A 20349-nucleotide genomic window follows, 5' to 3' on the forward strand; every position below is an offset into this window, starting at 1 on the left:
TTCCACTGTCAGGGAGACGTCCTCGCCACCTTCTGGGGTGGCGACCTCGTCTCCGGCAACGGCCGAACCCCCGGAACTGGGCCGGGGTATCTGTTACTGCGGTGTTTATTACTGCATTGAACTTAGCCGGTGAGCACCCCGGGAAGCACACCCGGCCAGGACTCAGGCCTCCCGGCGCTGGGAACGGTACCCCGGCTCCCGGCTGTAACTGCGCGGCTCCCGCTCCCGGGGCAGGGCTTCCCCGCCGGCACCGCCGACCCCGGCACCGCGGCGCAGCGCCTGTCGGTCACGGGTGACGGTACGCAACAGAGTGGACATGGTCTCCTCGAATTCACCCAACTTGGAGTCGACGAAGTCATCGCACTCCTGGCGCAGGCGCTTGGAGTCGGAGTGCGCGGCATCGACCACCCGGTGTGCCTCCTCATTCGCGCGGCGCACCACTTCGGAATCATCGACCAGGCGCTGCTGCTCCGCCAGCCCCTCCTCCACGCTGCGTTGGTAGGAATCATTGCCATCGGCAATGAGTCGCTCGGCATCGGCCTGAGCACGGGTGACGGTGTCCTCCGCTTCACGACGGGCGGTGGTGACGGTGTGGTCTGCCTCGTCCTCGGCCTGGGCAACCAGGGTGGTGGCACGGTGCTGGGCTTCATTGAGTATGTTGTCAGCCTCTTCCCCAGCCCGGGCGACCAGATCATTGGCATGTGCCTCGGCATCGGTGACAATCTCGGCGGCACGTTCCTCAGCACCGCGGAGCAGTTCATCCTGACGGTCCAGCACATCCTGTGCATCGTCGATCTCCACCGGCAGCGCGTTCCGGAGATCGTCGAGCAGGGCCAGCACATCATTGCGTGGCACCATGCAGTTTGAGGTCATGGGGACCCCGTAGGCCTGCTCTACGGTTTGGACGAGTTCATCAAGGGCCTCGAAAACGCGGTACATACCTAAATAGTACTGAGTGCCCTGGGGTTGTGCACTTAGCCGCGGCCGTGGGTGTTGCACTTATCCCCTGGAACCGGCAAAAAAAGAGAAACGCCCGCCGTGCTCCCCTTCACGGTGCGGCGGGCGTCGATAAGCACGTGGCCTAGATGACACCCTGGGCAAGCATGGCGTCAGCAACCTTCTTGAAGCCGGCGATGTTGGCGCCGATGACGTAGTCACCCTCGTGGCCGTACTCCCGGGCGGTCTTGTCGATGTTCTTGAAGATCTTGGACATGATCTGCTGCAGGCGAGCATCGGTGTACTCGAAGGTCCAGGAGTCGCGGGAGGCGTTCTGCTGCATCTCCAGCGCGGAGGTGGCCACACCACCGGCGTTGGCGGCCTTGCCGGGGGCGAAGTGGATACCCCGCTCGCGGAAGATCTCGATGGCATCAGCGGTGGAGGGCATGTTCGCACCCTCGGCGACGAAACGGACACCATTATCGGCCAGCATTGCAGCCTGTTCCGCGTTCAGCTCATTCTGGGTGGCGCAGGGCAGCGCGACATCCGCTGCCAGGGACCAGATGGTTCCCTCGGAGTGGAAGGTGGCGCCCTCCACCTCATCGGCGTAGACGGCGACACGCTCGCGGCGCTGCTCCTTGATTTCGCGCAGCTTCTCCATGTTGACGCCCTTCGGGGTGGAAACCCAACCGGAGGAGTCGGAGAAACCGATGACGATGGCCCCGAGCTCCTGCGCTTTCTGCATGGCGTAGACGGCGACATTGCCGGAACCGGAGACGATGACGCGCTGGCCCTCCAGGTCCTCACCATGGGCCTTCATCATCTCGTTGGTCAGGTAGACACAACCATAACCAGTAGCCTCGGTGCGGACCAGGGAACCGCCCCAGGTCAGACCCTTACCGGTCAGCACACCAGACTCATGCTGGTTGGCCAGACGACGGTACTGGCCGAAAAGGTAACCGATCTCGCGGGCACCCACGCCGATATCACCCGCCGGCACGTCGCGGTACTCCCCGATGTGGCGGTGCAGCTCAGTCATGAAGGACTGGCAGAAACGCATGATCTCACCATCAGTGCGACCCTTGGGGTCGAAATCAGAACCACCCTTGCCGCCGCCGATCGGCAGACCGGTCAGGGAGTTCTTGAAGATCTGCTCGAAGCCCAGGAACTTGATGATCCCCAGGTTGACCGAGGGATGGAAACGCAGACCGCCCTTGTAGGGGCCGAGTGCGGAGTTGAACTGAACACGGAAACCGCGGTTGACGTGAACCTGTCCCTTGTCGTCGACCCAGGGCACACGGAAGATGAGCTGACGCTCCGGTTCACAGAGACGCTGGATCAGGCCATAGTCGGCATAGTGGGGATCCTTGGCCAGCACGATCTTCAGGGAGTCCAGCACCTCGGACACTGCCTGGTGGAACTCCGGCTCGCCGGCGTTGCGCTTGAGAAGCAGATTGTAGTAGTTGGAGACCTGCTCATCTACGTTCATGCGTCACTTCTTCCCATCTCGGCGCCGCTGGGGGGCGGCCGCACATTCTTATAGAAATCTTAAATATTACTGCGGGCGGCGAAAGCTACAACCTGCCAGAAAAGAGACACTTCCCCTTTCGGAGAGGTTTCTAACGTTTAATAGTTTTGATCACTCAGCGGAGATTCGCAACCCAAACGAATGTAATATGGAACACTCTATAGAAATTCTCCCCCAGGCTGAGGCGCAGGGAAACCGGAGCTTCCGGGGGTTTTAGGGGAAGTTTTCCGGTTTATCTCCACGAGGTCCCCCAGCCCGCCCGGCTACCCCCGGCAACCCGTCCACCATGCCCGAACACTCCCGATCTCCGGGCCGGGACAGTAGCGGGATAGGCTAAAAGGCTGATAGAAAGACCAAAACCATCCCCCACACTCCGCCTGGAACCACCCCGGAAAGGCCCGCCACCGCGATGAGCACCGACACCCCCTCCATCCCAGAACCCCTGCGGATCCTGGTCGCCCCCGACTCTTTCAAGGGCACCGCCACCGCCACCCAGGCCGCGGAATACCTCGCCGAGGGAGCGCTCTCCGAGGATCCCGGGGCTGAGATCACGCTTGCCCCCATGGCGGATGGCGGGGAGGGCACCGCCGACACTTTCCCAGGCCAGCGCATCACCCTGCCCACCACAGATGCCGCGGGCCGGCTGACCGAAGCCACCTATGTCTTCGACCGCGAGGCCAAGACCGCCTATATCGATGTGGCCGCAGCTTCCGGCCTGCCAGCCGTCGCAGACAAGCCGGTACCGTTGACCGGCGATACCTATGGGACTGGAGTGTTGATTGCTGATGCAGAGACCCGGGGTGCGAAACGCCTCGTGCTCTGCCTCGGAGGTTCAGCGACCGTCGATGGCGGCACCGGGATCCTGGTCGCCTTAGGTGCCGAACCCCTCAATGCCGCCGGATTCTCCCTCCCTAAGGGAGGCGCCGCCCTGATCGACCTGGACAATATCGACACCGCCCAGCTCAACATCCGTGCCGCCGCCCTGGAGTACATCCTGCTCACCGATGTCATTTCCCCCGCCACCGGGGAACTCGGCGCCGCCTGGGTCTACGGGCCACAAAAGGGTGCCAACCCCGAAGAGGTGAAGCTTCTCGACGCCGCACTGACCCGGCTCTGCGAAGTCACCGGCGTCAACCCGGAGACACCCGGGACCGGCGCAGCCGGTGCCCTGCCGGTGGGCCTGCTCTGGCTCTCCACCCTGTTGCACGGCAGCAGTGAACACATCCATCTGCTCCCCGGCGCCCCCCTGATCGCCCGTATCCGCGGCCTCGAGGAACTGATCCCCGCCTCGGACCTGGTGATCACCGGGGAAGGAGCCCTGGACGAGCAGTCCTTCCAGGGCAAGGTGGTGGGCACCCTCGCCAAGTTGGCCGAAAACACCCCCGCCACCCTGGCGGTGGCTGCCGGGAAAATCAACACCGAGCTCCCCCGAGGAATAATCGGCGCAGAATTGATCGAGACCCAGGACGTTGCAGAACAGTTGCGCGAAGCCGGGGCTCGACTGGTGCGGGACTACCGCAGAATGTCGACCGTCCAGGGATAGGTCGCCGGGACCTCCCAGGCGGTCTCCCGCTCTAGGAGCACCGGATCCGCCGGCAGGTCATTCTGTGGGGTGAGGAACCGGGAGAGCGCCATGGTCAGCTGATTGACCGAACCCTTGAGACCCTCAATGTCGATGGCGTAGCGGTGCACCGTGGAGTCCGGCAGATCACGACCCTCATGCTCATCGCGGTAGGTCTGCCGCAGCTGCGCCTCCACCTCCTTATCCACCCGGGGGGAATGGTCATGGGTGACCTCCCCCTTTTCCAACTTCTCGTTCTCGATCAGGCTCTCAACGGCACCGGCGAACTTTTCACGCAGCGGCTCAGCATCGGAGTGTGGGACCAGGACATCAAATTGAATGACAGGCATACCACGAGCTTAGCGAATAATCTTTGCTCCATGAGTGTTCCCAACCATTCTCCTCTCCCACCGTTGACCACTCTCGCCGACGGCACCATCAAGCAGGTCAGCCCCTTCAGTGGCACCGAGGTCTGGACCGTACCGGGAAGAGGTAACCGCCCCTTGTCCTCTCCGAAGGAAAAGCCCCGCCAGCTGGAGGAATCGGAACACACCGGCACCTGTAACTTCTGTGAATCCACCCCGCTGGCCACCCCGCCGGAGAAGGCCCGGATGGTGCGCACCACGGAAGGCGGGGAGATCAAGCGTGGCCTGCTCCCCGGGGAGCTGGCCGATCATCCCGCCGAATTTCGGCGGGTACCCAACCTCTTCGAGATCGTCTCCTATGAGTACTGGGCCCTGAACTTCGGCTACACCATGGATGCCGAGAATACGGAGCGGCAACGTCATTACCTCGCCGATGAAGCCGGCCGACAGCATGTGATCAATATCGTCCAGACCTGGCTGAAGGCCTCCGGGCAGGAGGAGGATCTCCCTGAGGAGGAACTGCTGCAGCTGGGAAACCGCTACTTCGGCGGCGGCCACGATGTCATCATCGCCCGTAGACACTATGAATCCGATGCCACCGATTCCTCCCAATTAGCCTCCTCCGGCACCCTGAGTGTGGCCGAACACCGCGCCTTCATCGAATTCACCATCGACGCCATCGCCGACCTCTACCGACACAACCGTTACGCCCGCTATGTGGTTGCCTTCCAGAACTGGTTGCGCCCCGCCGGAGCCTCCTTCGATCACCTGCACAAACAGGTCGTAGCCATTGATGAACACGGCACCCGCGCGGAACAGGAGATCATCCGGTTACGTGCCAACCCCAACCTCTACAACGAATGGGGCGTGGACTACGCCAACCGCCAGAACCTGGTGATCGCGGCCAATGAACAGGCCATCCTCATCGCCGGCCTGGGGCACCGCTACCCCACCCTGGAGCTCTACTCCCGCTCGGAGACCTGCGAACCCTGGCTCCAGAGCACCCCGGAAGTGCACGCCATGAGCGATCTGCTCCATGCCGCACATGCGGCCACCGGAGCAGATGTCGCCTGCAACGAGGAATGGCAGCACCGTTCGCCGGGTCTGGATCTGCCCATGCCCTGGCGGATCAACCTCAAGTGGCGGGTGTCCACCCTGGCGGGCTTCGAGGGTTCCACCAGCATCTTCGTCAACACCCTCTCCCCCGCCAACATCCGCAACCGCATGGTCACCGCCCTGCGGCGGTTACGCGAAGAGGGCAGCATCGCCGAAGACATTCAGATTGGTGCGGAATGTGAGATCCCCCCGAACTCGCTGAAGTACCATCCGCTGGTGCGCTGAACGTATTTTCCTCCTGCGGTGTCCTCCCCCAGCAGGTTCTCCCCGGGAGGCGGTGGGCGCTCTCCACGGGGTTCTCTCTGAGGCGGGCGTTCTTCTTCCCGAGGCACATGGTCTCCACCGTGCTCCCGGTCACTTCCGCTATATTTGGCAGCAACCGAGAACCTAGAGGAGACCTTCCCCGATGAGCGAAATTGCTCAACTATTACGCCACCACCAGGCCGATCTTTCCTGGCAGCGTGAATTCTATGAGGATCTGCACGAACACCCCGAACTCTCAGGTCATGAGCAGGAGACCTCGCAGAGGATTCTCCGGGAGCTCAAACGCTTCAACTGCGAGGTTATTTCACCGATCGGTGGTTTCGGTATCGTCGCCGTATTCCGCAATGGTGAAGGACCCACCGCTCTGATGCGCGCCGACTTCGACGCCCTGCCGATCAGGGAAGAAAGCGGTGTCCCCTTCGCCTCCACGAGGGTGCGTCCCGGTGCGGATGGAAAAATGGTCGGTGTCATGCATGCCTGCGGCCACGACATGCACACCACGGCACTGCTGGGAACCTGCGCCATCATGGATACCCACCGCGAGGCATGGCAGGGCACTTTCATCGCTCTCTTCCAGCCCTCGGAGGAAAATGCCCAGGGTGCCAATGCCATGGTCGCTGATGGTCTGGTGAATAAGGTGCCCCGCCCGGATGTCTGCCTGGGTCAGCACATCATGCCGGGCCGGGCCGGGGAGGTGCAGACCATGCCTGGCGCCCAGTTTGCCGCCTGTGACTCCATCCGCATCAAGCTTTATGGTCGCAGCGCCCATGGTTCGATGCCCCATAAATCCATTGATCCGACGCTGATGGCTTCGATGATCGTGGTGCGCTTGCAGAGCATTGTGGCCCGAGAGGTCAGTCCGGAGGATTTCGCGGTGATTTCGGTGGGGAGTCTGCGTTCCGGCAACACCAACAACATCATTCCGGATACTGCGGAACTTGTGCTCAACTGCCGTTTCTATGACAACACCCTGAAACGTCGCATCTATGCCGCCATCAAACGGGTGGTGTTTGCTGAGGCTGCGGCCTCCGGTGCGACGAAGGACCCGGAGATGGAGTTCTTCGCCCATGGTCCGCTGATCGACAATGATCCTGAGGTCTTCAATACGGTGCGACCCAATTTTGACCGGGTCTTCGGGTCTGCCTCGGTGGATGCGAAACGCACCACTGTTTCGGAGGATTTCTCCAACCTGGCGCGCGCCTTCGGTGCCCCCTACCTTTTCTGGGTGGTGGGTTGTACCCCGCAGCAGCAATGGGATAAGGCGGTGGCGGAGAACCGGGTGGAGCAGGATGTGCCGGTCAACCACATGAATAACTTCCTGCCGGAGTTCGCTCCCACGGTGGATGCCACCACCAAGGCTGGTGCCGCCGCAGCGCTCAGCTATCTCGCCAGCTGAGCAGATCAGACTAAGCAAAAACCGCGGTGACCCCCTGCCCTGGGGATCACCGCGGTTTCTTTTGTTACTGGGTCAATTAGTTGGCGTAATTGGTGATCAGACCCAGCTCAGCGGGATTGACCAGCAGCTCATGCTGGGGAACCACGCGGGCGGTATAGCTGAAGGCCCCCGGCAGATCCACGGCGAAGGCTGCGGTGTAGGACTCCTCCTCGCGGACCAGGTCGATGATCTTGCGCTGACCCTGCTCATTTGCGATCACGGCCTGAACCTTGACATCGCTGTCCTTGAGTTCGCCAAGATCAACATCGACGCTGATGACCAGCAGCTCACCGGCATCTGCTTCGGCAGCATCGGTGAAGAGGGTGCCATTGCAACGCAGGTTGTTCAGGGAGATGCCGTGCCAGTTCTGGCGGACCTTCTGGGTCCAGGCAACGTATTCCTGGGCGATCTCATCGGAGGCGTGGATCTTGGCCTGGGCGACCACGGCGGGACGGTAGTATTCGGTGATGTAGTCACGCACCATACGGGTGGAGGTGACCTTCGGCGAGATGGTGCTCAGGGAGCGACGGACCCATTCCAGCCAGCGGTGCGGGATGCCATCCTCGTCACGGTCGTAGAAGATCGGGGCGACAGCGTTCTCAAGCAGGTCGTAGAGGGCATGAGCCTCGAGATTGTCGCGGTAGTTCGGGTCCTCGTTCTCCACGGTCGGGATGGTCCAGCCGTGCTGCTCCTGCGGCATTTCATCCCACCATCCATCAGAGATGGACAGGGTCATGCCGCCGTTCATCACGGACTTCATGCCGGAGGTGCCGGAGGCCTCCTGCGGGCGGATCGGGTTGTTCAGCCAGACATCGGTGCCCGAAATCAGATAGCTGGCCAGGTTGATGTCATAGTCCGGCAGGAAGAGGAAACGGTCACGTAGTCCTGCCTGGTCGGCGAAGTGGACGATCTCCTGCATCAGCTTCTTGCCCGGCATGTCATTGGGGTGTGCCTTGCCGGCGATGACGAACTGCACGGGGCGCTCCGGGTTGAGCAGGATGGAGCGCAGTCGCTCCGGGTCGCGCAGCATCAGGGTCAGACGCTTGTAGGTGGACACGCGGCGGGCAAAGCCGACGGTGAGGATATCGCGGTCCAGCACCCGGCAGGTCCAGCCCAGCTCGGCCTCGGGGTGGCCGCGCTTGAGCCAGGACTCCTTGGTGGACTCACGGGCGACGTCGACCAGGTCGCTGCGCAGCTTATTACGCACCTCCCAGAGCTCCGTGTCGGTGACGGCATCAGCATTTTCCCAGGTATCGGAGCTGGCCAGGTCGATATTTCCGGCCATGCGGTTGATGACCTGTGCCATTTCCGGCTTGGTCCAGGTGGGCAGGTGGACACCGTTGGTGACCGAACCGATCGGCACCTCCTCCGGCTCATAACCCGGGTAGAGGCCGGCGAACATGTTGCGGGAGACCTGGCCGTGAAGCTTGGCCACGCCATTGGCGCGCTGGGCGGAACGCAGTCCCATGTGTGCCATGTTGAAGAGAGAGGGATCGGACTCGCGTCCTAGTTCCAGAGCCCGGTCAAGCGGGACATTCGGGACCAGTCGCTCGGTGACATAGCGGCGGACCAGGTTGATGTCGAAACGGTCGATGCCGGCAGGAACCGGGGTGTGGGTGGTGAAGATGTTGGAGGCACGCACCTGGGCGAGGGCGGCCTCGAAGTCCAGGCCCGCATCCATGCGCTCACGGATGCGCTCCAGGCTCAGGAAACCGGCGTGGCCCTCGTTGAGGTGGGCGACGCTCGGGCGGGGCAGGCCGGCGTTGTCACAGTAGGCGTTGACGGCGCGGACGCCACCGACACCGAGGACCAGCTCCTGCTTGATGCGGTGCTCAGTGTCACCGCCGTAGAGACGGTCGGTGATATTTTTCAGGTCGTCGGAGTTGGCCTCGATGTTGGTGTCGAGCAACAGCAGCGGGACACGGCCGATATTGGCCTCCCAGAGCGCAATGACAACCTCACGGCCCTCGGGGAGGGCAACGGTGACAGTCAGATGCTCACCCTGCGCGTCGACCACCGGGGAGACCGGCAGATCAGCGGGGTTGTGGTAGGAGTAGGTCTCCTGCTGCCAGCCATCACTGGTCAGGGACTGGGTGAAGTAACCGTGGGTGTAGAGCAGCCCCACGCCGATCAGCGGCAGGCCCAGGTCGGAGGCAGACTTCAGGTGGTCGCCGGCCAGGACGCCGAGACCACCGGAGTAGATCGGCAGGGAGGGATGGATACCGAATTCCATGGAGAAGTAGGCCACTGCCGGGTCGGTGGGACCCAGGTCGCCTTCACCGTTGAGGGTTTGCTGGTACCAGAGCCCGGAGCTCTGGTAGTCCTCGAGCTCAGCGAGCTCCTTCTCAATGCGGGAACGGAAGTCGGAATCCTCAGCAAGCTCGAAGAGGCGGGAGGCCGGGACCTTCGCCAGCAGGGCCTTCGGGGTCTCCTCGGCCTCTTCCCAGCGGATAGGGTCGATGTCCCGGAACAGCTCCCGGGTTTCTCGACGCCAGGACCAGCGCAGGTTCATGGCGAGGCGCTCAAGGCCAGCGAGTTCCGCAGGCAGGTTAGTACGGACGTTAACGGTTCCAGAGTAATTCACTCCCTTAAGGTAAGCGCCCGTGATCAGTTCCGCTACCGATATCGAAAAGTCAGCCCCGAAGGGTATCTCATCAGGCCCGAGGAAAAATACCCGGAACGCATAAAATGGCCTCTAAACAAGGCAGAACCCCGCCAGGAACAGGAAGTTCACTCTCCTGTTTCTGGCGGGGTCAGAGACTGGCGCCACAGTGGCGGCAGATGCCGGAAAGGTGCGCGGCCCTGATCTAGGGCTTGGCCACGTTCACATCCTCACCGAGCAGGTGGACGTGGATCATGTTGGTGTTGCCCGAGACTCCGGGCGGGGTACCTGCGACGACAACCATCATGTCATCCTCCTGGTACTCCTCCATGGCCAGCAGGGCCCGGTCGACCTCTGCCATCATGCCGTCGGTGTCCTGGACCTGTGGGCAGAGGAAAGTCTCTGCACCCCAGGTCAGGGACAGCTGGGAACGCACTGCCTGGTCCGGGGTGAACACCAGCAACGGCAGCTGGGAATGCAGTCGTGCCACGCGGCGGGCGGTGTCACCGGAGGTGGTGAAGGCGACCAGTGCCTTGGCATTGAGACGCTCTGCGATATCGCGTGCCGAATAGGAGATCACACCGCGCTTGGTGCGCGGGATGTGGTTCAGGGAGGGCACGTGACCGTCGGTTTCAGCGTGCTTGACGATGCGGGCCATGGTGCGGACCACATTGCCCGGATCCTTGCCCACCGAGGTCTCACCGGAGAGCATCACTGCGTCAGCGCCGTCGAGAACCGCATTGGCGACATCCGAAGCCTCGGCGCGGGTCGGGCGGGAGTTCTCAATCATGGAGTCGAGCATCTGGGTGGCCACGATGACCGGCTTGGCGTTTTCGCGGGCGATCTGGATGGCACGCTTCTGCACCAGCGGAACCTGCTCCAGCGGAACCTCCACGCCGAGGTCACCACGAGCCACCATGATGGCGTCAAAGGCCAGGACGATGGACTCGAGTGCATCAACGGCCTCCGGCTTCTCCAGCTTGGCGATCACCGGGACGCGGCGCCCCTCCTCATCCATGATCTCGCGGACGAGTTCGACATCCGCCGGGGAACGGACGAAGGAGAGTGCGATGAAGTCGACACCCAGCTTCAGTGCGAAACGGAGGTCCTTCTTGTCCTTATCGGACAGGGCCGGGACGGAGATGTCCATACCGGGCAGGGAAACACCCTTGTTATTGGAGACGGGGCCGCCCTCGGTGACCTCGCAGACGACGTCATTGCCGTCTACCTCGATGCAGACCAGCCCGACCTTGCCGTCATCGACGAGCAGGCGGTCACCGGGCTTGGCGTCCCGGGCGAGGTTCTTATAAGTGGTGGACACCCGGTCATGGGTGCCTTCAACGTCATCGACGGTGATCCGGACGGTCTCACCGTTCTCCCAGACAGTGGCACCTTCCTTGAAACGGCCGAGGCGGATCTTCGGGCCCTGCAGGTCTGCGAGGATGCCCACCGCTTTACCAGTTTCATCGGAGGCCTCACGGACCCACTGGTAGTTCTGCTCATGATCCGGGTGGTCACCATGCGAGAAGTTAAGGCGGGCAACATTCATTCCCGAGTGAACCAACCCCAGGATGCCCTCCTTGCTGGCAACGGCCGGGCCCAGGGTACAAACGATCTTTGTTCTTCTATCCACGATCTACAACCTCATCCTTCAGTCGTGTTTTTCGGGCCACGATTCCGCCCAGATAGTCAGTATGTGCCCGATCGGGTGACTTTCCACCGAGTTCCCTCGGTTTCCAGTTCACATAGGGGGGCGCGAACGGACACGTGACTCCCAAACTACTCTTGTTTGCCCGTCTTATCTCTTTCAGCATTTTTCGGGACGGAAACACTGCCGAAACCATAGTCTGGGTCAATACTAAACCCCACGGAGCAAAATGATCACATCATTACTCTGTGGGGGTTTGATTCAGCTTTGCCCGATGCTCTCCGGAATCGGCCCAGCCTCAGGTGAAGACTATTTGGAGTCCTCGGAACCTGGTTGCTCCGGTGTGGTGTTCCCTGGCTCCCCGGCTGCGGTGGGCTTCTTCAACGCTGTGCGGCCGCCCGCGGCACCGTGGGCCTTCTCACCAGCGGAGACTTCAGTGCTCCCCTCCCCCGAAGCAGCTGCCTCAGCGGAGCCCGCCTTAAGGCGCCCGGGCCTGATCTGGCGGACCTCCGCCTCGCTTTCCCTGCCCTTGGGCAACATCAGGAAGATGATCACCGCAGCGATGAAGACCACCACCGAGACGATGGTGTTGACCCTCATGCCGAAGATCAGGGTTGCGGCATCGGAACGCATCAATTCGATCCAGAACCGACCCAGGGTGTAGCCGGCGACATAGAGGGCGAAGAGACGTCCGTGGCCGATCCGGAAGCGGCGGTCCAGCCAGATCAGCAGCACGAAAATCAGCACATTCCACAACAGCTCATAAAGGAAAGTGGGGTGCACCGTGGCCAGGACCTCCCCGGTGGAGCGCCCATTGAGGGGGGCGGGATCCCCATTCGCGTCCACCCGGTAGTAGATCTCCAGGGCCCAGGGCACATCGGTTTCCCGGCCGTAGATCTCCTGGTTGAACCAGTTCCCCAGGCGGCCGATGGCCTGCGCCAGGATGATGCCGGGGGCGATCGCATCAGCGAAGGGCCCCAGCTTGAGCCCCTTATAACGGAAGAGTGCCCAGACCGCCAGACCGCCGAGCGCCACCGCACCCCAGATACCGAGGCCACCGGCGGTGATATTCAGGGCGTTCATGGGGTTGCAGCCATCACAGAAGTACTTGTCATAATCCGTGATGACGTGGTACAACCGACCACCGATGATGCCGGCCGGGATGGCCACAATGGCCGCGTCCCAGACCATCTCACCATCACCGCCCCGGGCGACATAGCGTCGGTGGGTCAACCACAACGCGACGAGCATGCCCGCAATGATGGAGAGGGCGTAACCGCGGAGCGGAATGGGCCCCAGCTGCCAGACACCTTGGGCCGGGGAGGGAATATTTGCCAGATAGTCGACGTGCACCCTCCCAGTCTGCCTGATGCTCCCCGCCGCCGCGAGGGCGGGGGTCAGGCGATGTGCGACTCCGGGGGTCGACGCCCCGGGCAGGAGGGGTGCTGCCCGGTGGCCACCAGGGTGCGGGTCAGGCTACCTGGGGTGTCAGAGGTCATCAGGCGTTCTCCGATGACCACCGCATCCGCGCCGGCGGCGGCATAGGAGAGCAACTCCGCCGGGGAACTGACCCCGGACATGGCGACCCGGATGTTTTCCGCGGGAAGCAGGGGCACGATCTCAGCGAAGGCCGCACGGTTGATTTCCACCCCACCGAGGCGGCGGGCGTTCACCCCGATCAACCGGGCTCCCAGGGCGACGGCAATCTCTGCCTCAGCGGGGGTACGGACCTCCAGCATGGCGAGCATTCCCAGGGATTCGATGCGATCGAAGAGGGACTCCATGCGGTGCTGATCCAGCATCGCAACCTGCAGCGGAACCACATCCGCCCCATGGAAACGGGCCTCGTGGATCTGGTAGGGATCCACAATCAGATCACGGCAGATGATCGGCACCGACACCGCATCATGGGCCGCTGCCATGTCGCTGAGGGAACCCTGGTGATACAGGCGGTCGGTGTGGCAGGCGATCAGACTCGCCCCACCCTTCTCGAACTCCCGTGCCAGATCCGGAATGGACGCCACCTCGGCGATCGGCCCACGGCCCGGGATCGCCCGTTTGATCTCGGCGATCACCCCACAACCACGGGACAGCAGCGCTGAAACGGCATCCCGAGCGGGATCGACGCTCCGGGAAAGTGCCTTGATCTCCTTGAATGGAACCACTGCTTCCCTGGCCGCCACATCTTGAGTGACCTCAGCAAGGATTCGTTCCACGTGCGCTGCTGCGTTCATGATTACCCTGCTTCCACTCTCAGCCAATCGTGATTCAGACCACGTCAAGCTCATATCCTCAAGGCTATCCAATGCCACTGGACACAAAGAAATCGGGGCTGAAAAAAGGTGGTACCCTCTTCCAGCCCCGATGCCCGGCTTCTTCAGTACAGCCGGTGTCCGGGCGCGATAATCCCGATACCCCCGAAGATCAGTTCCCCCGGGGCTTCTCCCCCGGTAGGTCATCGGTGGGATCGATGTCTGCATCGAGCGCGTCCCACATCACCCGACCAGAATCCGGGGTGGACTTCAGATCATCCACGATCCGGGCCTCACGGTTGCGCTTACGTTCGTACTTGTTCAGCTGGGCGGAATCCTGGCCGGGTTTGACCGCCAGCATCACCCCACCGAAAAGCGCCAGAGCGCAACCGATCATCGCCACCACAGGACCAGAGCTGAGAACCTGGAGATCCACCAGCTCCGCCCATTCCGAGAGCACCGCAGTGTCACTGGCCCGTTGGCTGGACTGCGCGGAGGTGAGGATGGTTCGGGCCCGTTCCGCATCCGGTTCTCCGGCCAACAGGTTCAGCGGCGCCCAGCTGGCCCCCACGGCAGCCAGAGCCCCGACGATGCCGACCACGCGACGGCCGATCCGGCGAAGCGCGAAACCCGCAACGCAGGCCGCCAGGAGAAGCAGCGTCACCGCGGTGGCCTCGGTGGACCAGGTGGCCCCGACGATATCGTGGCTGAGTGCGCCGGACTTGTCGTCGAAGGCCTCGACACGGAGCCAGCTCATCCGGGAGGCCCCCCACAGAACGAGGGCTCCCAACCCCAGCAACAGCGCCGCAATCCGGGAATTCCGGCGGTCAGGGGCAGTTGTGGTACTCACAGATGATTCCTTCCGTACTGCATGTGCGGGACTGCTTCAACCACAATATTCAGAGCAGCTGATCAGCATCGAAGCAGGTGCGGTCACCGGTGTGGCAGGCACCGCCGACCTGGTTGACCTTGAGCAGGAGGGTGTCCCCATCACAGTCCAGGCGAACCTCGGTGACCTCCTGGGTGTGACCGGAGGTCAACCCCTTGATCCAGTACTCACCGCGGGAACGGGAGTAGTAGGTGCCGCGGCGGGTCGCCAGGGTGTAGGCCAGGGCATGCTGATCCATCCAGGCCATCATCAGCACCTCACCGCTACCTGCGGCCTGCACCACCGCCGGCACCAGACCAGCTTCATTGGGCTTGAGCCGGGCGGCGATCACCGGATCCAGTTCGAACCCGGAGGGGTCATCGATCACCGGGTCCATTCCGGTCTCGCTCACTGGCGTACCTCATAACCCGCGTCAGCGAGTGCCTGCTTGACTTCACGGATGGAGACCTCGCCGAAGTGGAAGATGCTGGCCGCGAGCACGGCGTCGGCACCTGCAGCGACAGCGGGCGGAAAGTGCTCCGCCTTACCGGCACCACCGGAGGCGATCACCGGTACGGAAACCACCGCACGGACCTTCTCCAGCAGTTCGATGTCGAAACCGTTCTTGGTGCCGTCACCATCCATGGAGTTGAGCAAGATCTCACCCACCCCGAGTTCCTCACCGCGACAGGCCCATTCAATGGCGTCCAGGCCTGCGGAGCGGGTGCCACCGTGGGTGGTCACCTCAAAACCGGAGGGCTGCGGGGTTCCATTCTCGGGGACACGGCGGGCGTCGACGCTGAGGACGATGCACTGCGCCCCGAAACGCTCAGCGAGCTCGGTGAGCAGTTCCGGACGGGCGATGGCGGAGCTGTTGACGGAGACCTTGTCGGCACCGGCACGCAGCAACTGGTCAACATCTTCGACGCTGCGGACACCCCCGCCCACGGTCAGCGGGATGAAGACCTGTTCGGCGGTGCGACGCACCACCTCGAGCATGGTTCCCCGGCCTTCCTTGGAGGCACTGACATCGAGGAAGGTGAGCTCATCCGCCCCCTCCTCGTTGTAGCGCTTGGCCAGCTCCACCGGATCACCGGCATCGCGGAGGTTCTCGAAATTGACGCCCTTGACCACTCGGCCATTGTCGACATCGAGACACGGGATTACGCGGACTGCGACTGCCATGAGGTGTCGCTCCCCTTTCCACTGGAATCTAGTTGCCTGTTCACCAGGGTTTCATTGCTGGTTCAGGATCTTGTTCATCGTACCCATGATGGCTTTATGGGCTTCCGCATTGCCCGCTATCACGCCCTCGGAGTTCATGGTCCACGGTTCTCCCTCGGTGCCCGTGACCACCCCACCAGCTGCCCGGATCAGCAGCACACCGGCGGCGTTGTCCCACACATTCGGGGAAAGGGAAAGGGCACCACCGAAGATGCCCTGGGCGGTGAATGCCAGGTCAACTCCCACGGAACCGGTGATCCGGGGCCGCAGGTAGGTTTCAGCGAGATCTGCCAGCAACCCCTGCCGGACCTGGGAGGAATAACGGGAATTCAGTGGCGAGGCCACCGAGGAAAAACCGATCTGGGCGATCATCTTATCCGGGTCACGGAGCGGTTTGAGTGCCCGGCCGTTGAGATAGAGCGGGGAGGAGACATGGGCGCTGAGTCTTCGGCCCAGCATGGGGATGGAGGTGACCGCGACCATCGGCTGTCCCTCCACCAGCAGGCTGAGCAGGATGGCGCAGAGCGGGTTGCCGGCGGCATAGTTGGCGGTGCCGTCAATGGGATCGACGATCCACACCCGATCCCGGTTGAGGTCACCACCGGATTCCTCACCGTAGACCGGGATGCCGGTCTGGTCGCTGAGACTCGACCGCAGCTTTTCCTCGATCTCCAGATCGACCTTGGTGGCGAAATCCCCGCGTTCCTTGATCTGGTGGGGATCCGCCCCGAGGCCATGAATGAAGCTGCGTTCCGCTGCGGAGACGGCCGACTCGGCGATGCGCAGCATCGTGCTGGGATCAGTCACCTCGGGGTTCCCCCTCCTCTGCGGAAATCATCAGACCACATATCCCCTGGGGCGGGGCACTCACGCCGCCGGGGTCTTAAAGCGCAGCGACTGCCGCAAGTGCCTCACTGAGGGTGAAACGCTTCTCATAGAGAGCCTTGCCGATGATCGCGGAATCGATACCCTCATCCTGGTAGCGAGCCAGTTCCAGGACATCCTCCAGTTGGGAGATGCCACCGGAGGCGATGATCTTGGCATCGGTGGCTGCTGCCACCTCACGCAGCAGGTCCACATTCGGCCCGGTCAGGGTGCCGTCCTTGGAGACATCGGTGACCACGAAGCGGGTGCAGCCCTGGGAATCCAGGCGCTCCAGCACCTCCCAGAGGTCACCGCCATCAGACACCCAGCCATTACCGCGGGTCCGCCACTCCCCCTCGATATTGCGCACGGCGATATCGACGGCGATCTTCTCACCGTGGGTGGCCAGCACCTTGGCGATCCACTCCGGGTTCTCCAGGGCGGCGGTGCCGATGTTGACCCGGGTGGCGCCGGTGGCCAGGGCGCGTTCCAGGGAGGCATCATCACGGATGCCACCGGTCAGCTCGACCTTGATATCGAGCTTGCCCACCACCTCGGTCATCATCTCGAGGTTGGAGCCGCGATTGAAAGCGGCATCCAGGTCGACGAAGTGCAGCCACTCCGCCCCCTGTTCCTGCCACTTGAGGGCAGCCTCGATCGGGGATCCATAGGACTTTTCGGTACCGGCTTCGCCCTGATCGAGACGAACCGCCTGGCCGTCGACCACGTCGACGGCGGGAAGAAGTGTGAAGCTCATGGTTAACCAGTGTAGCGTCTGACCGCCGGGGTTAGAGCGAATCCACCCAGTTAAGCAACAACTGTGCCCCGACATCCCCTGACTTCTCCGGGTGGAACTGGGTTGCCCAGAGCGGACCATTCTCCACGGCGGCAACGAAACGGTCGGAATCCTGCTGTGCCCACATCACCTGCGGTGGGGTGGTCAGGTCATCACCCTCGAATTCCCAGGTACGCACACCATAGGAGTGCACGAAATAGAAACGGTCCGCCGGATCAATGCCCGCGAACATCTTCGAACCCTCAGCACCGCTGACGGTGTTCCAGCCCATGTGCGGCAGGATCCTCGTCTGGAGCTTCTCGACGGTCCCTGGCCACTCACCACACCCGGCGGTGGTCACGCCGTGTTCACTGCCCCGGTCGAAGAGGATCTGCATTCCTACGCAGATGCCCATCACCGGCCTGCCCCCGGCCAACCGCTCCCCGATCAGACGGGGACCGTAGACCTGGTGCAGACCATCCATGCAGGCGGCATAGGCACCGACACCAGGTACCAGCAGTCCATCGGCGGCGAGCACCACCTTGGGGTCATTGGTTACGGTGACCTGGGCACCGACCCTTTCCAGGGCGCGTTGGGCTGAACGCAGGTTTCCGGATCCATAGTCGAGCAGGGCGACAGTCTTAGTCATGGTCTGAAGTTTATTGCATTCACCCGTTTTCCCGGGTATCGGGTTCCCCACTCTCGCGGTGCTTCCAGCCCGGGTTCTGCGGGCGGCGGCTCGACTCTTCTCCGACCTGCTCCGGGCGGCTCGCTCCCCGACCCCGACGGGCGCCGCGCACCGTCCGCCGCAGAATCGGCAGCTGCCGCAGGCGGGCGGCGGTGTTGCCCCTTTCGCTGATGCGACGGCGACCCGTGAAACGATCCGCCAGGGTCAGCGCCAGGCCGACCAGGACGATCAGTGCGCCGATCCCGAAGGCCCCGTGGTAGGCCAGCTGGGCGGCGGCGGCACCGAGCAGGAAGGAACCCAGGCCGGTGCCGGCATCATAGGAGATATTCCAGATGGCGGAGGCCTCGGAAACCTTGGAACGGGGCAAACGGAAGAACATTGACAACAGGGCCTCATTCTGCACCATGCCGAAACCACCCCCGAAGAAGACCGCCGCCAGCATCAGCCACCACACCGAGCCCTCCGTGTAGAGGATCAACGACATCAGGGCAACCCCGAGGAAACCGATGATCAGGGCGGGAATCATGGTGGCTCCGGGCTTGCCACGGCGGTCCGCGATCACCCCGGATAGGTAGCGGAACACCATGGCGGAGGCACCGGCGATGGACAGCATGAAACCACCGATGACCGCCCCGGTGACCGGGTCGAGTTCGCGCACCGCCGCCGGCAGGAAGGAGGAAACCGCACCGAAGCTCATGGACAGGGAGGTCACGGCGAGAGCCGGGATGAGCACCAGTCGCCAGGTGGCCACCGGTTTCTGGGGGACCTCTGCCCCCTCCCCGGTGTCCGGGGTGGACTTGGCTGCGGCCTTGAGTCGCGGGATCCGCAGACACATCAGGGCCGCCACCAGGGCGATGACGGTGGCGATGCCATAGACGATGTCAAAGCTGGCGGCACGACCGATCGCCAGACCCATCGGCAGGAAGATCATCTGGGAGAGCCCGATGAACACGCCGAGCATGCCGGAACCCTTACCCAGGAAACGGACCGGCACCAATTCCGCGATCAGGGCGGATTCCGCGACAGTGATGGCGCCGAAACCGATGCCGCGTAGCGCCGAGAAGAAGAGGACGACGCCGGCATCCATGCCCAGCAGATAACCAAGACTGGGGGCACCCAGCATGAAGGCGGAGAAGACCATCACCGGGTTATAACCGAATTTTCGCAGCGCCGCCGGGGTCAGGATCTGGGTCAACACGGTGGCTGCCATGAAGATGCCGGTGGAGGCACCGGCAAGGGTGTCGCTGCCACCGTTGTCGAGCACCGCCAGGGGGATCACCGGCAGCAACATGGACCAGCTGCCGAAAGCGGCCGCCACCGCGATCAGGGTGGCGACGAAGCCGGGGCTCTTCCAGATGCTGTCGAGTTTTTCAATCTCATCCCGAGAAAGAGCCCGCTTCGCCACTTAAGTCATCGCTCCAATCAACCACATGACCGCACCCACGGTGGCTACGGCAGCCAGAACCGCCATGATGACGGTCAGGAATTTATTGTCGCTCTTATAGGCCGACCAGGCTCCTCCCACGAGGAGGCCAGCCACGAGCATCAGCAGGTAGATCATCCAGTTATTGGATTCCGCTGCCTGTTCCTGCGCAACTCTAGCAATTGGTGGCATGTTTTACAGAGCGCCCTTGGTCGAAGGGACACCGGTGACCCGGGGATCCATTTCGACGGCGGTGCGCAGGGCACGGGCAACTGCCTTGTACTCGGCTTCAGTGATGTGGTGCGGGTCCCGGCCGTGGTGGCAGATCACGTGCAAGGTGATCCGTGAGTTCAGGGCCAGGGTCTCGAAGAAGTGCTCGTTGATGACGGTGGCGTAGTGGCCCCCGATCACCGAGGTGATCATGTGGTCCGGTTCGCCCTTGATCACGAAGTAGGGACGGCCGGAGATGTCCACCACGGCTTCCACCAGGGTCTCATCCATCGGCAGCTGCTGGGAACCGAAACGGCGGATGCCCTTCTTGTCCCCCACGGCGTCGAGAAGCGCCTGTCCGAGCACGATGGCGGTGTCTTCCACGGTGTGGTGGGCATCGATCTCGATATCACCCTTGGCGTGGACCTTCAGGTCGAAGCTGCCATGCACACCGAAGGCGGTGAGCATGTGGTCGAAGAAAGGCAGGCCGGTGTCGATGTCGACCTGGCCGCTGCCGTCAAGATTGATCTCGACGCTGATGTCGGACTCGCTGGTGGTGCGGGTGGCACGACCGATTCGTTGGGTCACTG

19 protein-coding genes are annotated in these 20349 nt (G+C 62.8%); 3 read left to right on the forward strand and 16 right to left on the reverse strand.

The window, feature by feature from the left end:
- Window positions 1-162 precede the first annotated feature (162 nt).
- Together COCCU_RS09005 and gdhA are read right to left on the reverse strand one after the other, a co-directional pair.
- Entirely contained in the window at window positions 163-939 is a 777-nt protein-coding gene (locus tag COCCU_RS09005; RefSeq protein ID WP_156231191.1) for a DivIVA domain-containing protein, read from the reverse strand.
- Window positions 940-1081: 142 nt separating this feature from the next.
- A complete protein-coding gene (gene gdhA, locus COCCU_RS09010; protein WP_156231192.1) occupies window positions 1082-2425 on the reverse strand; it encodes an NADP-specific glutamate dehydrogenase in 1344 nt (447 codons plus the stop codon).
- Between the two features lie 448 nt (window positions 2426-2873).
- Between gdhA and COCCU_RS09015 the strand changes: the two genes are divergently transcribed.
- The gene (locus COCCU_RS09015; protein WP_156231193.1) at window positions 2874-4007 is read left to right on the forward strand and encodes a glycerate kinase; all 1134 of its coding nucleotides are present in this window, start codon (window positions 2874-2876) and stop codon (window positions 4005-4007) included.
- Here COCCU_RS09015 and COCCU_RS09020 read toward each other — a convergent pair.
- Window positions 3977-4375, reverse strand: coding sequence for a hypothetical protein (locus tag COCCU_RS09020; protein WP_156231194.1), 399 nt, complete (start codon window positions 4373-4375; stop codon window positions 3977-3979). The genes COCCU_RS09015 and COCCU_RS09020 overlap by 31 nt on opposite strands.
- Window positions 4376-4405: 30 nt before the next feature.
- Here COCCU_RS09020 and COCCU_RS09025 point away from each other — a divergent pair, with 30 nt between their 5' ends.
- Both COCCU_RS09025 and COCCU_RS09030 read left to right on the forward strand, forming a co-directional pair.
- On the forward strand, window positions 4406-5731 hold the full coding sequence (locus tag COCCU_RS09025) for a DUF4921 family protein (protein WP_156231195.1): 1326 nt from the start codon (window positions 4406-4408) through the stop codon (window positions 5729-5731).
- Window positions 5732-5912: 181 nt separating this feature from the next.
- A complete protein-coding gene (locus tag COCCU_RS09030; protein ID WP_156231196.1) occupies window positions 5913-7166 on the forward strand; it encodes an amidohydrolase in 1254 nt (417 codons plus the stop codon).
- A 76-nt stretch (window positions 7167-7242) separates the two neighbouring features.
- Here the strand turns inward: COCCU_RS09030 and glgP are convergent, their stop codons facing one another.
- From glgP to hisB, 13 genes are all read right to left on the reverse strand, one after another.
- Window positions 7243-9789, reverse strand: coding sequence for an alpha-glucan family phosphorylase (gene glgP, locus COCCU_RS09035; RefSeq protein WP_156231197.1), 2547 nt, complete (start codon window positions 9787-9789; stop codon window positions 7243-7245).
- 223 nt (window positions 9790-10012) lie between these two features.
- Window positions 10013-11440, reverse strand: a complete 1428-nt coding sequence (gene pyk, locus COCCU_RS09040; RefSeq protein WP_156231198.1) for a pyruvate kinase — start codon at window positions 11438-11440, stop codon at window positions 10013-10015.
- Window positions 11441-11764: 324 nt separating this feature from the next.
- On the reverse strand, window positions 11765-12808 hold the full coding sequence (gene lgt / locus COCCU_RS09045) for a prolipoprotein diacylglyceryl transferase (protein WP_156231199.1): 1044 nt from the start codon (window positions 12806-12808) through the stop codon (window positions 11765-11767).
- 44 nt (window positions 12809-12852) lie between these two features.
- The gene (locus tag COCCU_RS09050; protein WP_156231200.1) at window positions 12853-13689 is read right to left on the reverse strand and encodes an indole-3-glycerol phosphate synthase TrpC; all 837 of its coding nucleotides are present in this window, start codon (window positions 13687-13689) and stop codon (window positions 12853-12855) included.
- Between the two features lie 190 nt (window positions 13690-13879).
- Window positions 13880-14557: a TIGR02234 family membrane protein gene (locus tag COCCU_RS09055; RefSeq protein WP_231598721.1), complete on the reverse strand. Its 678-nt coding sequence runs from the start codon at window positions 14555-14557 to the stop codon at window positions 13880-13882.
- 49 nt (window positions 14558-14606) lie between these two features.
- Complete coding sequence (hisI, locus tag COCCU_RS09060; RefSeq protein WP_156232757.1) at window positions 14607-14972, reverse strand: phosphoribosyl-AMP cyclohydrolase; 366 nt, start codon at window positions 14970-14972, stop codon at window positions 14607-14609.
- Between the two features lie 11 nt (window positions 14973-14983).
- Window positions 14984-15760 (reverse strand): imidazole glycerol phosphate synthase subunit HisF, encoded by a 777-nt coding sequence (gene hisF / locus COCCU_RS09065; RefSeq protein WP_156231201.1) that lies wholly within the window; start codon window positions 15758-15760, stop codon window positions 14984-14986.
- 51 nt (window positions 15761-15811) lie between these two features.
- Window positions 15812-16606 carry an inositol monophosphatase family protein gene (locus tag COCCU_RS09070; RefSeq protein WP_407924138.1) on the reverse strand — a complete coding sequence of 265 codons (795 nt, stop codon included), beginning with the start codon at window positions 16604-16606 and terminating at the stop codon, window positions 15812-15814.
- A 76-nt stretch (window positions 16607-16682) separates the two neighbouring features.
- Window positions 16683-17420 (reverse strand): bifunctional 1-(5-phosphoribosyl)-5-((5-phosphoribosylamino)methylideneamino)imidazole-4-carboxamide isomerase/phosphoribosylanthranilate isomerase PriA, encoded by a 738-nt coding sequence (priA, locus tag COCCU_RS09075; protein ID WP_156231202.1) that lies wholly within the window; start codon window positions 17418-17420, stop codon window positions 16683-16685.
- Window positions 17421-17451: 31 nt separating this feature from the next.
- A complete protein-coding gene (gene hisH, locus COCCU_RS09080; RefSeq protein ID WP_156231203.1) occupies window positions 17452-18087 on the reverse strand; it encodes an imidazole glycerol phosphate synthase subunit HisH in 636 nt (211 codons plus the stop codon).
- Between the two features lie 19 nt (window positions 18088-18106).
- On the reverse strand, window positions 18107-19531 hold the full coding sequence (locus COCCU_RS09085; RefSeq protein WP_231598722.1) for an MFS transporter: 1425 nt from the start codon (window positions 19529-19531) through the stop codon (window positions 18107-18109).
- Window positions 19532-19741, reverse strand: a complete 210-nt coding sequence (locus COCCU_RS09090; protein ID WP_156231204.1) for a hypothetical protein — start codon at window positions 19739-19741, stop codon at window positions 19532-19534.
- A 3-nt stretch (window positions 19742-19744) separates the two neighbouring features.
- Window positions 19745-20347 (reverse strand): imidazoleglycerol-phosphate dehydratase HisB, encoded by a 603-nt coding sequence (gene hisB, locus COCCU_RS09095; protein ID WP_156231205.1) that lies wholly within the window; start codon window positions 20345-20347, stop codon window positions 19745-19747.
- Between the last annotated feature and the right edge of the window lie 2 nt (window positions 20348-20349).

It is taken from the genome of Corynebacterium occultum, from assembly GCF_009734425.1.
GTDB lineage: Bacteria > Actinomycetota > Actinomycetes > Mycobacteriales > Mycobacteriaceae > Corynebacterium > Corynebacterium occultum.